General features: G+C 62.2%; 9 protein-coding genes and 1 tRNA gene. 8 read left to right on the top strand and 2 right to left on the bottom strand.

Features of this window, described 5'->3' with window-relative positions; translation table 11 throughout:
- Positions 1-85 precede the first annotated feature (85 nt).
- From ACFE72_RS11040 to ACFE72_RS11020, 5 genes are all read left to right on the top strand, one after another.
- On the top strand, positions 86-406 hold the full coding sequence (locus tag ACFE72_RS11040; protein WP_375413133.1) for an integration host factor subunit alpha: 321 nt from the start codon (positions 86-88) through the stop codon (positions 404-406).
- Between the two features lie 47 nt (positions 407-453).
- A complete protein-coding gene (locus ACFE72_RS11035) occupies positions 454-993 on the top strand; it encodes a MerR family transcriptional regulator (RefSeq protein ID WP_375413132.1) in 540 nt (179 codons plus the stop codon).
- Positions 994-1,189: 196 nt separating this feature from the next.
- Positions 1,190-1,267 (top strand) — tRNA-Pro (locus ACFE72_RS11030).
- A gap of 174 nt (positions 1,268-1,441) precedes the next feature.
- Entirely contained in the window at positions 1,442-1,618 is a 177-nt protein-coding gene (locus tag ACFE72_RS11025) for a hypothetical protein (protein WP_375413131.1), read from the top strand.
- Positions 1,619-1,723: 105 nt separating this feature from the next.
- Complete coding sequence (locus ACFE72_RS11020; protein ID WP_375413130.1) at positions 1,724-2,233, top strand: hypothetical protein; 510 nt, start codon at positions 1,724-1,726, stop codon at positions 2,231-2,233.
- A 13-nt stretch (positions 2,234-2,246) separates the two neighbouring features.
- On the opposite strand, the gene mdoH is transcribed toward ACFE72_RS11020, so the two are convergent.
- Positions 2,247-4,412 (bottom strand): glucans biosynthesis glucosyltransferase MdoH, encoded by a 2,166-nt coding sequence (mdoH, locus tag ACFE72_RS11015; RefSeq protein WP_375413129.1) that lies wholly within the window; start codon positions 4,410-4,412, stop codon positions 2,247-2,249.
- On the bottom strand, positions 4,400-5,911 hold the full coding sequence (locus ACFE72_RS11010) for a glucan biosynthesis protein G (RefSeq protein WP_375413128.1): 1,512 nt from the start codon (positions 5,909-5,911) through the stop codon (positions 4,400-4,402). The genes mdoH and ACFE72_RS11010 overlap by 13 nt, the downstream gene beginning before the upstream one ends.
- Positions 5,912-6,183: 272 nt before the next feature.
- Between ACFE72_RS11010 and ACFE72_RS11005 the strand changes: the two genes are divergently transcribed.
- The 3 genes from ACFE72_RS11005 (at position 6,184) to ACFE72_RS10995 (ending at position 13,664) form a co-directional block, all read left to right on the top strand.
- The gene (locus ACFE72_RS11005; RefSeq protein ID WP_375413127.1) at positions 6,184-6,513 is read left to right on the top strand and encodes a hypothetical protein; all 330 of its coding nucleotides are present in this window, start codon (positions 6,184-6,186) and stop codon (positions 6,511-6,513) included.
- 120 nt (positions 6,514-6,633) lie between these two features.
- Positions 6,634-7,104 (top strand): hypothetical protein, encoded by a 471-nt coding sequence (locus tag ACFE72_RS11000; RefSeq protein WP_375413126.1) that lies wholly within the window; start codon positions 6,634-6,636, stop codon positions 7,102-7,104.
- Between the two features lie 281 nt (positions 7,105-7,385).
- Positions 7,386-13,664, top strand: coding sequence for a HAMP domain-containing protein (locus ACFE72_RS10995; protein WP_375413125.1), 6,279 nt, complete (start codon positions 7,386-7,388; stop codon positions 13,662-13,664).
- The last annotated feature ends 9 nt before the right edge of the window (positions 13,665-13,673 follow it).

The following is a 13,673-nucleotide window of genomic DNA, read 5'->3' as shown; positions in this document are numbered from 1 at the left end:
ATGCATGGATGAGCGCTGTTGACCATGGGTCGTTAAGCTCATATTTTCAGCCACATAATTGTTCGCCGTGAGTTTGGGGCAGGCGATGACCGGGACCGGAAAGACAGTCACACGCGTCGATCTGTGCGAAGCCGTCTACCAGAAGGTGGGCCTGTCGCGCACGGAGTCGTCCGCTTTCGTTGAACTGGTGCTGAAAGAGATCACCGATTGCCTGGAGAAGGGCGAAACCGTGAAGCTGTCCTCGTTCGGCTCGTTCATGGTGCGCAAGAAGGGTCAGCGCATCGGCCGCAATCCGAAGACCGGCACCGAGGTGCCGATTTCGCCGCGCCGCGTGATGGTGTTCAAGCCGTCTGCGATCCTGAAGCAGCGGATTAACGGCAATGGCGGCGACGGCAAAGACAACTGATCCGGCGGGTTCTGCGTTCAACCATCGATTGAAACAGGAGCGCGGCCTTGGATAAGGCGCCGGATGCATTCCGCACCATCAGCGAGGTCGCCGACGACCTCGACATTCCCCAGCACGTGCTGCGTTTCTGGGAAACGCGGTTCGCACAGATCAAGCCGATGAAGCGCAGCGGCAGCCGCCGCTACTATCGCCCCGACGACGTCGACCTGCTTCGCGGCATCCGCCGGCTGTTATATGGCGAGGGCTATACCATCCGCGGCGTGCAGCGCATCCTCAAGGAGCACGGGATCAAGGCGGTGCAGGGGTTGGGGGACGGATCGGCGGCACTGCCGGCCTTCGGCGCGGTCGATGAGGGCGCGTTGCGCGGGGCGGCCGAGGCCGGCGCCGACACGCCCGATGTCGAGGCCGGAGACGACGAGATCGAGGTCGCCGATGCGCCGGCGCCGGCACCGGTTTCTGCCCGGGCAAAGGAGGCCGCGGCGGGCAGGGCCGACACGCATAAGCTCGATGTCGGCAAACTCCAGATTACGCTGCAGGACCTGATCGTCTGCCGGCAATTGCTGGAGGCGGCGCTGAAGGAAGGGTGACACTTCTGCCTCGTCATTCCGGGGCGCGCGAAGCGCGAGCCTGGAATCCATGACCACGATTGGCGGTTATGATTCGGGCCAGCGCCAGGAGGCGCCCCCGAATGACGAGATGGCCGGAACCGCGCTTGCGACGCTCTTGCCACGCGCCTTGCGCCGGTGGCTGCAAGAAGCTAATGGAACGGAGCCGTCATGGCATCGGAGCGTAGCGCAGCCCGGTTAGCGCACTAGTCTGGGAGACTAGGGGTCGGAGGTTCAAATCCTCTCGCTCCGACCAAAGTTCAATCGGACGGTCGCTATCCGCTGGCCATGGTCACGAGCTGCGGCGAATAACACCGCGTCGGTAGGCCCAATCGGCTGAGCCTCGTTTCTACCAAGGCCATTCTAGGTCGATCCTGGAACCAATTCGCAAAAACCACATTATCCGGTCTGAAAAAATCGGAGGTGTGTCATGAAGCCAGTGCCGGACGCCGACGAAAATCGCCGTCTTGCGGACATTCAAAACGGCAAAGCCGATAAACTCCCGGACGGCGCCGCGAAAGAATCGCATTTGAAAAAGGCCCGCGACCACGAGTCCAGTGCGCACGCCAAAGGCTGGCGCGATTCGAATCTGCACGCGCCGAAGTAGCGGTGATAATCGTTACGGTCCGGTTTAGTTTGGTGACGGCAGGGCAGGCCATACCAGCGTGCAAGGCGCAGGGAACCTTCACCCCGGGCCACCGTTGGAACCTTCATGACAGTGACATCTGAGGATTTGAAGACGAACGTTCTGCGGCGTATCGGCTCGCAGCCGGTTGCGCTGGCTGCGGGGGCGCTGATCGTCGTAGTGCTGGGGACGAGTTCGATCGGCCTGTGGCGGGTTTATACCGGTTCGTCGCCGGAGCCGGAACGCATCACATCGCTTCGCCTGATGCAGACCCGCGCTACCCAGGCGTCCGAACAACTGGTCGAGAAAACCAGAAGTCTGGAAGTCTCGCAGCAGGAGTCGATCGACCAGTTGCAGGCGGTTCAGGAACAATTGCAGGCCTTGAAGCGCCTCGTCACCGCGCAGCAGGCCGACGCAAAACGGCTGTCAGAACAGGTCGGAGGGCTTACCGGCGCGATCGACACGCTGCGGCAGTCCTTTGCCAGCGCACAGTCTGCCGATCCCGCAGCGCCGGCGACGAGAAAATCGATCAGTTCGGCGCCCCGGGCGTTGCATGGGCGGCTTGCGGCGTCGCGGCGCAAACGAGCAAAGTCCTGAACCCTGCATCGGCTCAACCGTCCCGGTGATGGCGGAGCGGCAATTGCAGCAGTGCCGCAAGCACAGTTCCGGAGTTAAGGACAGCGAACGTCTCCCGCGCATTCAAATAGTCCAGTGCGTCGTCGAAACTTTCCGCATCGTCGATCTTCGCCCGCGCAATCGCCAGATGCGGATCGACGTGTCCGCGGGCTCGGGGCACGACCGCCAGCCCCCTCAGGTGTGCCGCCAGCAGATCGGAATCGTTGCGAAGCTCCCGCAACGGACAGAAAGTGTCGTGGCCCGCGGCGTTCATCAATTCATTCGCACGGCGCAGGACATCCGGCGCGGCAGTCTGCTCCGGTGTTGCAAACAGCCGGGAGCGCCCATCGCGCGATCGGGCGCCGGACGCGGACGAAACAAATGCGATCGGAATGGCGAGCAGCAGGCCGACAATCACCGGAGCCATCCAGAGCAACAGCGGCACCGAAACCGCATATGCGCTAATGGCCAACAGCACGCCAAACACGGTCGGCGGTGCGTATTTGCGGATGATCTCCCGGCGCGGCACGCCGCCATCGTCCCGACGCTGGACCTGCCAACCGGCGTCGCGTCCCAGCAGGATTTCGCCCACCGCAGACGATTGAAAGATCATCATCACCGGCGCGATCAGGCCCGACAGCAATGTCTCAATCAGAATGCCGGCCAGGACGATAAGGCCGCCGCCGAATTGTCTCCGCAATTCGCCCTGCGTCAGCAGCAGGACATAAGCGAGAACTTTTGGCACGAGCAGCAATCCCATCGTACCGAGGAAAACCCAGGCCGCAAGCACCGGGTCCTGTGCGGGCCAGGTCGGAAACAGCGAAAATCCTTTTGAAAAATACTCGGGCCGCACGAATTGGGCCTGCAGCGATATCAGGATCCCGAGCGCCAGAAACATCAGCCACAGCGGCGCGGTGAGGTAGGCGCCGATTCCCGTGAGCAGATGAAGCCGGGAAACCCAATGCAGCCCGCGCGCCGGAAGAACGGCGAGATGCTGCAGGTTGCCCTGGCACCATCGCCTGTCCCGTGCCGCGAAATCCAGCAGCGACGGCGGGCATTCTTCGAAACTGCCGCCGAGCGAAGCGGCCATTCGGATGGCCCATCCGCCGCGCCTCATCAGGGCCGCTTCGACAAAATCGTGGCTCAGGACATGGCCGCCAAACGGTTTGCGGCCGTGCAGCTCAGGCAGCCCCGCGTCCTGTGCAAAAGCGCGCACGCGGATAATGGCGTTATGCCCCCAGTAATTGCCTTCGGAGCCGTGCCACCACGCAATTCCGGCAGCTATCAGCGGGCCGTAGAGCCTGCCTGCAAATTGCTGCAGCCGGGCAAACAGCGTCCTGGCGTTTACGACGACAGGCAGCGTCTGGATAAGAGCCACCGCGGGATTACGCTCCATGGCTCCGGCCAGCCGCACGATGGTGTCGCCCGTCATCAGGCTGTCGGCGTCGAGGATGATCATATGGTCATAGCCCGAGCCGAACCGTTTGATCCAATCCTCGATATTGCCCGACTTTCGCGCGGTATTTTGTGGCCGGTGGCGATAGAACACTCGCCCTGCATCGAGATCGCGGCGAAGGTTCAGGAAACATCGCTCTTCCGCGATCCAGATCGAAGCATCGGTGGTGTCGCTGAGAACGAACCAGTCGAATTGCGGACCATATCCGGTTTGTTCGATCGACTCGCAGATGGCCCGCAGCCGGGCCATGATCCGATAAGGGTCTTCGTTATAGGTCGGCAGCAGCATGGCGTTCCTGCTGCGTATCGGTTGAAGCGGGGCCTTCGGATCGATGCCGAGCGGATCGCGCATCCGGAACAACAGCACAAAAAAGCCGGCCAATGTCGACATGAACGAGAATGCGATCCATGCGAACAGCAGAACGAACATCATCAGCACCATCGATTCGAGGATCGTGATGCCGCCGACCTTGAGAACGTCGTACATTTCGTAACAGCCCGCCGACGTCAGCGCCGCCGTTCCACCGAAGATATAGGCACGCCGCATCAAAAGGCGGACCGGCGCGGATTTCGTGACACGGTTCTGTCTGCGAAAATCGCGCAGCGCCTGCGTCGACATCGCCATCGGCGCTTCCGGCGGAAGGAATTCGTCTCGCCGATCCTGGATGGAGGCTTCAGGCCCTGCAGCGCGGGTCAGGGTGTCCATCGGTAAACCCAAACCTCCGAGATCGGGTCGTCGCCCTGCATCAGCGACGCGCGAAGCTCGATCGGGATCTTTTCCTTGACCGGTAGTTCAAAACTCAGCCGCCAGCCTCCGGTCGCGGGGTTGGGCTGGGTGACGATGTTCTGGACCTTGGCCTTTTCCGCCGAGACAAGACCGCGCACGCTCTTGGGATCGACCGATTTCAGTTTGTCACCGATCAGATCGAGCACGAATATCTTGTTGTCCTCGCCCTTCGCGCCGATGCTCGTGCGCGAGAAGCGCGCCAATGCCGAAAGCTTGGGCGTATCGGGCCCCCAGTGCAGCCGATAAGTATAGGTATGCTCGCCTTTCGCCTGCAAAGGCATTTTCGGATGCCAGAAGCTGCCGATGTTGTCGTGAACCTCTTCCTTTGTTGGTATCTCGATCAGTTGAACCGAGCCTTCGCCCCAGTCGCCGATCGGCTCGGCCCAAAGGCTCGGGCGCCGCTCGAAACTCGACTCGAGGTCCTGATAGGCGAGAAAGTCTTTTTGCCGCTGCATCAATCCGAAGCCATGTGGATTGAGATCGGAAAAAGTGCTGATCTGGAGATCCTTCGGATTGTTGAGAGGACGCCATAACTCTTCGCCCCTGCCGTTGAAAATCGCAAGGCCGTCCGAATCGTGCACGGAGGGCCGGAAGTCGTCGACGTCGATCCGGTCGTTCGGTCCGAAAAAGAACATGCTGGTCATCGGCGCGAGTCCGGCATGTTCGAGGTCGACCCGCGGATAAACGGCCATTTCCACGTCAAAGATCGTGGTGCCGCCCGGCCTTATGGTAAAGCGATAGGCCGCTGCCGCGCTCTCGCTGTCCAGCAATGCGTGGACCACGATCGAGGTCGCGTTCGCGCCCGGCTTTTCGATCCAGAATGCCTTGAAGAGCGGAAATTCTTCGCCCTTGGCTTCGCCGGTATTGATGGATAGACCCCGTGCCGAAAGTCCGTATAACTGGCCTTTGGCGACGGCGCGGAAGTAGCTCGCGCCGAGGAAGACGCATACCTCGTCATAATAATCGGATCGATTGATCGGGGCGTGAAGCCGAAACCCCGCAAAGCCAAGGTCCACGCCCGGCTTGGGCGGTGTGTTGTCTCCGAACGAAAAGGCATCGGGCTGATACACGACTTTCGCCGCCTGACCGTTGGCAACTTCGTAAATATCGACCCGGTTTGCATAAAAGAACCCGCGGTGAAAAAACTGAACCTCGAACGGCAGCTTTTCGCCGCGCCATAGCGCCCGCTCGGGCAGGAAGCGTATGGCGCGGTAGCGATCGTAGTCGAGGTCTTTCAGGTTATCCGGCAGCTTGCTGTCGGGCGCCTTGAACGGTTTGGCAGCGGCATCCCGCGCCATCTGGCGAACGATCGATCGATCAAAAGCCAGCGGCTGGGCCCCTGCCGGCCCCAGCACCCCGCGCGCCAATGACGCCAACGGCAGTACAGCCGAAGCACGGAGTAGGTCTCTTCGGTTCAAGTAGCCTCCAGGAGCCAATGGGGATCCGGGGGCAAACGCCGTCGCCCTGCACCGGTTCCTGCCCGTTCCTGCATATGTTGCCGCGGCCCGGCGCCCCGCGCCCCGCTGGTTTGCGGGGAATTTCCGGCATCGAGCCACGGCGGGGCCGGATCGCATCAATGAACCGGCACGCACCGTCTCGTTTGCCTCGGTTCAGGGAAGTCCATGTCCGTCGGGAACATTCGGCAATCCTGCAGGTTACACATCCCACAGGCAACCAAGAGGAGTTCAGGATGAAGAAGATCATCATCGCGTTGGCGATCGGCGTTGGCGCAATGTGCTCGACCGCGGCGATGGCTGCTCCGCTGTCCAGCGGGCCGGCCGTTATTCCGGACAACGGCATCGAAAATGTTCGCATGGTTTGCAATGAAGATGGACGGTGCTGGCGCGAACGTGGCGCGCGCCGCGTGGTCGTAGAGGACTCGTACGGTTATGCGCCGCGCGAGCGTTATATCGAACGCCGCGGCTATGACGGCGGATATTACGGCGGCGGACCGAGCGTCGGCGTCGGCGTCGGTCCCGGCGGTGTAGGCGTCGGCGTTGGTGTCGGCCCGCGCTGGTAAGGCGCGATGTGAACAAGAGAGAGAAGGCCGTAGGGATCTACGGCCTTTCAATGCTTGGCGGAGGCAATGTCGACTGGCGAGATTCCGCTTTTCATCGCGTGCACAGGCGGAGAGGCGATCATGAAAATGCAATGTTGTTTTGCGGCGTTGGCGTTGACATTGGCGCCCATCGCGGCGGCAGCGCAGCCGGCCGGATGGCAGCGATACGTGGTGCCGGAAACCGGAGCCGGCGCCGATATTCCGCGAACCGTTTTCTCGGAAGAAGCGGGCAAACCGGAGACGGGATATGGGCGGCGCTTCCTGACCGCGGACCGGCGCGCCAACCTGACCATCCAGTCGATACCGAACGACACCGGCTATTCGCCGGCAACCTTCCTGGCCCGGAAGAATCCTCCCTCCGATATCGTCTATAAGCGGATCACTGGACGGTTTTTCGTCGTTTCCAGCTTTCGTAACGGCATGATTTGGTACAATCGTTGCAATTTCGCGGGCCGCTTTGCCAATTGTGTATTGATCAATTATCCGGCGGCCGAAAAACGCCGATGGGATGGCATCGTCACGCGGATCAGCAACACGTTGGCCAGTGGATAATTCCACGTTGAACGCACGACGGTGCGGGGTGTATGGCGCGTTGCCCTCGCATAGTCCCACATTCGCCCCGACATTATGGTAGCCTCTCAGGCTAAGCGGCCGCTTGGTATTGCCCCATTAATATTTGTCGCAGTTCGGAACAAATGCCTTTCCGGAGATTTGACGTAACCGCGTTCAATTGGGGCCTACCTGCGCCAACTTTTCCCACTTGATCTGCGAGTCCGCAGTCGTTTCTATGGCAAAACGCTCGGATTCGGGCGCATCGGTCCCAGGGGAAATCCATGAGCGATCTCGGTCCTACCACGACTCCGACCACGCGCCGCACGGCTAAGAACAAATCCTTCGCAAAGCCAGATCCATCGCAGGACCTGCTGCAGGCCCTGCAGGCGATGCGAAGCGGCGATTTTTCGGTACGGATGACCGGCAACCATCTCGGCATCGAGGGAAAGATTGCCGATACGTTCAATGAAATCGTCTCCGCCAACCAGCGGATGGCACAGCAGCTGGAGCACGTCGGTCAAGTGGTCGGCCGCGAAGGAAAGACCCGGCAGCGCGTCAGGTTCGGCCTTACCAGCGGCTCCTGGGCCGACATGGAAGGGTCGGTCAATACGCTGATCGACGACTTGCTCTGGCCCACGCGTGAAGTGACCCGCGCCGTGGCCGCCGTCGCCCAAGGCGACCTGCTGCAGACCGTGCAACTCGATGTCGACGGCCGCCCGCTGGGCGGCGAATTTCTGCAGTCGGCCAACATCGTCAATACCATGATCAAGCAGCTCAGCGTGTTCACCTCCGAGGTGACGCGCGTCGCCCGGGAGGTCGGCACCGAGGGCAAGCTCGGTGGTCAGGCTCAGGTCCCCGAAGTCACCGGCGTCTGGAAAGACCTCACCGAAAGCGTGAACTCGATGGCCAACAACCTGACCGGCCAAGTTCGCAACATCGCCGAAGTCACCATTGCGGTCGCCAACGGCGATCTGTCCAAGAAGATCACGGTCGACGTGCGCGGCGAGATTCTGCAGTTGAAGGAAGCCATCAACACCATGGTGGACCAGTTGCGCTCGTTCGCCTCGGAAGTGACGCGCGTCGCCCGCGAAGTCGGCACCGAAGGCAAGCTTGGCGGTCAGGCCATCGTGCCCGGCGTTGCCGGCACCTGGAAGGACCTTACCGACAACGTCAACCTGCTGGCAGGCAACCTGACCACGCAGGTGCGCAACATCGCGCAGGTCACCACCGCGGTTGCGCGCGGCGACCTGTCGCGCAAGATCACGGTGGACGTGAAGGGCGAGGTCCTGGAGCTGAAGGACACCATCAACACCATGGTGGACCAGCTCAACGCCTTCGCCTCGGAAGTCACGCGGGTTGCGCGCGAGGTCGGCACCGAAGGCAAGCTCGGCGGTCAGGCCGCGGTGCCGGGCGTTGCCGGCACCTGGAAGGATCTGACCGACAGCGTCAATTCCATGGCCGGCAACCTGACCTCGCAGGTCCGCAACATCGCCGAGGTGGCCACCGCGATCGCGGGCGGCGACCTGTCCAAGAAGATCACCGTGAACGTTTCAGGCGAGATTCTGCAGCTCAAGGAAACCGTCAACACGATGGTCGACCAGCTCAACGCCTTTGCCGGCGAGGTGACGCGGGTGGCGCGCGAGGTCGGCACCGAAGGCCGGCTCGGCGGCCAGGCCAACGTGCTCGGCGTGGCCGGCACCTGGAAGGACTTGACCGACTCGGTTAACTCGATGGCGGGCAACCTGACCGGCCAGGTCCGCAACATCGCCGAGGTGACGACCGCGGTCGCCAATGGCGACCTGTCGAAAAAGATCACCGTCGACGTGCGCGGCGAAATTCTGGAGCTGAAGGACACCATCAATACGATGGTGGATCAGCTCAACGGCTTCGCCGGGGAGGTGACGCGTGTCGCGCGCGAAGTCGGCACCGAAGGCAAGCTCGGCGGTCAGGCGCTGGTGCGCGGCGTCGCCGGCACCTGGAAGGACCTCACCGACTCGGTGAACTCGATGGCTTCCAACCTGACAGGCCAGGTCCGCAACATCGCCGAGGTCGCAACCGCGGTGGCGCAGGGCGACCTGTCGAAAAAGATCACCGTCAACGTGTCCGGCGAAATCCTTCAATTGAAGGAGACGCTCAACACCATGGTCGATCAGCTCAATGCGTTTGCCTCGGAAGTGACGCGCGTGGCGCGCGAAGTCGGCACCGAAGGCCGGCTGGGCGGCCAGGCCGCGGTGCCCGGCGTCGCCGGCACCTGGAAGGATTTGACCGACTCGGTCAACTCGATGGCCGGCAATCTGACCGGCCAGGTCCGCAACATCGCCGAGGTGGCCACGGCCATCGCCGGCGGCGACCTGTCGCGCAAGATCACCGTCGACGTCCGCGGTGAAATCCTGCAGCTCAAGGAAACGCTCAACACCATGGTCGATCAGCTCAACCGGTTCGCCGGCGAGGTGACGCGGGTGGCGCGCGAGGTCGGCACCGAAGGCCGGCTCGGCGGCCAGGCCAACGTGCCCGGCGTCGCCGGCACCTGGAAGGACCTGACCGACTCGGTGAACTCGATGGCGGGCAATCTCACCGCCCAGGTCCGCAACATCGCCGAAGTCACCACCGCGGTGGCGCGCGGCGACTTGTCGCGCAAGATCACGGTGGACGTGAAGGGCGAAATTCTCGAACTCAAGAACACCATCAACACCATGGTGGACCAGCTCAACTCGTTCGCGTCGGAAGTCACGCGCGTGGCGCGTGAAGTCGGAACCGAAGGCAAGCTCGGCGGCCAGGCCGAGGTGCCGGAGGTGGCCGGCACCTGGAAGGACCTCACCGACAACGTCAACTTCATGGCGTCCAATTTGACCGCGCAGGTCCGCAACATCGCCGAGGTTGCGACCGCCATCGCCGGCGGCGACCTGTCCAAAAAGATCACGGTGGACGTTCGCGGTGAAATCCTGCTGCTGAAGGACACCTTGAACACCATGGTCGAGCAGCTTCGCTCGTTCGCAGCCGAAGTGACGCGCGTGGCGCGCGAGGTCGGCACCGAGGGTCGGCTGGGCGGGCAGGCCGTGGTCCCCGGCGTCGGCGGCACCTGGAAGGATCTGACCGACAACGTCAATCTTCTCGCCGCCAACCTCACCACCCAGGTGCGCAACATCGCCGAGGTGACCACCGCGGTGGCGCGCGGCGACTTGTCGCGCAAGATCACGGTGGACGTGAAGGGCGAAATTCTCGAACTCAAGAACACCATCAATACCATGGTCGACCAGCTCAACGCCTTCGCCGGCGAAGTGACGCGCGTCGCGCGCGAGGTCGGCACCGAGGGCAAGCTCGGGGGACAGGCCGAGGTGCCCGGCGTCGCCGGCACCTGGAAGGACCTGACCGACACCGTGAATTTCATGGCGGCCAACCTTACCGAACAGGTCCGCGGCATCGTCAAGGTGGTTACCGCCGTCGCCAACGGCGACCTCAAGCAGAACCTCACCGTGAAGTCCAAGGGCGAGGTCGCCGCGCTCGCCGAAACCATCAACAACATGACCGATACGCTCGCGATCTTCGCCGATCAGGTCACCTCGGTGGCGCGCGAGGTCGGCGTCGAAGGCCGGCTCGGCGGCCAGGCCAACGTGCCGGGTGCGGCCGGCACCTGGAAGGACCTGACCGGCAACGTAAACCTGCTCGCGGCCAATCTGACGTCGCAAGTCCGCGCCATCGCCGAAGTCGCGACCGCCGTCACCAAGGGCGACCTGACGCGGTCGATCCAGGTCGACGCCCGCGGCGAAGTGGCGGAGCTGAAAGACAACATCAATACGATGATCGGCAATTTGAGGCTCACGACGGATGTCAACACCGAGCAGGACTGGCTGAAGACCAACCTGGCTAAATTTACCAACATGCTGCAGGGCCAGCGCGATCTTACCACGGTGGGCCGGCTGCTGTTGACCGAGCTGACGCCGCTGGTGAACGCCCATATCGGGGTGATCTATCAGGTCGAAAACGAGGACAGCCCGCATTTGCGCCTGCTTTCCGCCTATGCCGGCGATGCGATCCATCCGCATCAGCAGTTCGTGCAATTCGGCGAAGGCCTTGTCGGGCAGTGCGCGATGGACAGGCGCCAGCGGCTGGTTTCCGACATCCCGACCGAGACCATCCCGATCAATTCCGCGCTGCTGCGGGTCGTGCCGAAAAACCTCGTCGTGCTGCCGGTGCTGTTCGAGAACCAGGTCAAGGCCGTCATCGAACTCGCGTCGGTCAGTTCGTTCACGACCTCGCAGATGACCTTCCTCGAGCAGCTCACCGACAGCATCGGCATCGTGCTCAACTCGATCGAGGCGACGATGCAGACCGAAGGCCTGCTGAAACAATCCCAGCAACTGGCGGGAGAATTACAGACGCAACAAAAAGAGCTGCAGCAGACCAACGAGCAACTCGAACAGAAGGCTCAACAGCTCGCCGAACGCAACGTCGAAGTCGAGCGGAAGAATCAGGAAATCGAACAGGCCCGGCGCGCGCTGGAAGAAAAAGCAACCGAGCTTTCGCTCACTTCGAAATACAAGTCCGAATTCCTGGCCAATATGTCGCATGAGCTGCGGACGCCGCTCAACAGCATATTGATTCTGGGCCAGCAGCTCACGGAAAATCCCGACGGAAATCTGTCGCCCAAGCAGGTCGAATTCGCGCGCACGATCCACGGCGCGGGCACCGACCTGCTCAATCTGATCAGCGACATCCTCGATTTGTCCAAGATCGAATCCGGGACCGTGACGGTGGATGCGGAGGAAATCCTCACCGGCAACCTGCTGGATACGGTTGGACGCCCGTTCCGGCACGAAGCCGAAAACCGTCAGCTGTCCTTCAATGTCGAGGTCGATCCCAATCTGGGCAGGAGTATCGTTACCGATTCGAAGCGGCTGCAGCAGGTGCTGAAAAACCTGCTGTCGAACGCATTCAAGTTCACGGCCGAGGGCGGTGTCCGCCTCAATGTGTCAGCCGCAGTCGGCGGCTGGAGCGCCGAACATCCGGTCTTGAACCATTCGCCGGCGGTGGTCGCATTCGAGGTTTCCGACACCGGCATCGGCATTCCGCTGGAAAAACAGAAGCTGATCTTCGAGGCTTTCCAGCAGGCGGACGCGGGCACCAGCCGGAAATATGGCGGCACCGGCCTCGGGCTGGCGATCAGCCGCGAGCTTGCAAGCCTGCTGGGCGGCGAAATACACCTGCGAAGCACGCCGGGAAAAGGCAGCACCTTTACCCTTTATCTTCCGCTGAAATATTCCGGACCGACGGTGGCGCCGCGAACCCAGGCGGCGGTTCCGTACACCGCTGCGCCGGCGCTCCAGGTCGCCGCGCAAGAGCGGGTCGTCGAGCAACTGCCCGACGACCGGCTGAATCTCGAACCGGGGGACGCGATTCTTCTGATCGTCGAAGACGATCCGCATTATGCGCGGGTGCTGATCGATCTGGCGCGCGACAAGGGATTCAAGGTCCTGAGCGCGGCGCGCGGCGCCGAAGCTCTGGACCTGGCCAAGCAGTTCCAGCCCACGGCGGTGTCGCTCGACGTGTTCCTGCCCGACATGCTCGGTTGGACCGTGCTCAGCCAATTGAAGCACAGCCCTCTTACCCGGCACATTCCGGTGCAGATCATCACGCTGGACGAGGATCGCCAGCACGCCTTAGCGCGCGGCGCGTTTTCGTTCGTCAGCAAACCGACCACCACCGAAGGCGTGAGCGCGGCGCTGTCCCAGATCAAGGAGTACGCCAAGCCCCGCCGCAAGCGGCTGCTGATCGTGGAGGACAACGCGGCGGAACAGATGAGCATCAGGGAATTGCTCGATCACAACGATATCGAGATCGTCACAACCGGGACCGGCGCGGATGCGCTGTCGACGTTGCGCGATAACCCGTGCGACTGCGTTGTTCTCGATCTGCGTCTGCCGGACATGAGCGGGTTCGATGTGCTCGACAAGATCCGCAGCGATGACTCGTTGTCCAATGTCCCGGTGGTGGTCTTCACCGGACGCGAGCTTTCGGTGGAAGAAGACGCCGAATTGCACACGATGGCGCGCAGCATCGTGGTGAAGGGCGTGGAATCGCCCGAGCGTCTGCTGGACGAGACCTCGCTGTTCCTGCACCGCGTGATAACGGAGCTGCCGATCGAAAAGCAGCGCATGCTGGAAAAACTCAACAGCTCCGACGAGGATCTGGTCGGACAAACCGCGTTGCTGGTGGATGACGACGCCCGCAACATCTTCGCGCTGAGCAGCGTGCTGGAACGCCGCGGCATGAAGGTTCTCACCGCCACGACGGGCAGCGAGGCGGTGGCCCTGGTCGAATCCAGTCCCCAGATCGCCATTGTTCTGATGGATATCATGATGCCGCAGATGGACGGCTATCAGACCATCGGCGTCATTCGCGAAAATCCGGCGTTTCGCCGGCTGCCCATCATCGCCCTGACCGCCAAGGCGATGAAAGGCGACCGGGAGAAATGCCTGGAGGCCGGCGCTTCGGATTACCTGGCAAAGCCGGTCAACACCGAACAGTTGCTGCTCGCTATCCGTATGTGGCTGCACCGCTGACGTGAGCAA

The organism is uncultured Bradyrhizobium sp. (genome assembly GCF_964252615.1).
Lineage (GTDB): Bacteria > Pseudomonadota > Alphaproteobacteria > Rhizobiales > Xanthobacteraceae > Bradyrhizobium.
This window is presented reverse-complemented; position numbering and strand designations above follow the sequence as displayed.